The sequence below is a fragment of the Massilia sp. NBRC 108631 genome (assembly GCF_059704565.1).
Map to the genome: position 1 here is coordinate 1 of NZ_BAAKJE010000012.1, position 238 is coordinate 238.

General features: G+C 50.8%; 1 tRNA gene and 1 rRNA gene. Both read right to left on the reverse strand.

Going from position 1 to position 238, the window contains the following annotated elements:
* Nucleotides 1-36: 36 nt before the first annotated feature.
* Nucleotides 37-113, reverse strand: a tRNA-Ile gene (locus AC6H42_RS01320).
* Nucleotides 114-176: 63 nt separating this feature from the next.
* Nucleotides 177-238 (reverse strand): 16S ribosomal RNA (locus tag AC6H42_RS01325); the annotation flags it as partial.

Sequence of the window (238 nt, forward strand, 5' to 3'; positions counted from 1 at the left end):
ACCTAAGTCTCAGGACTTACGTTTAAACAGTAAAACTGGTAGGGCTGGTTGGACTCGAACCAACGACCCCCGCGTTATCAACACGGTGCTCTAACCAGCTGAGCTACAGCCCCAAAAACGTTCTTCTTTAAAAACAGCCGATAAGTGTGAGCGTTTGGCGTGGCGCCATACTCTAGAAAGGAGGTGATCCAGCCGCACCTTCCGATACGGCTACCTTGTTACGACTTCACCCCAGTCA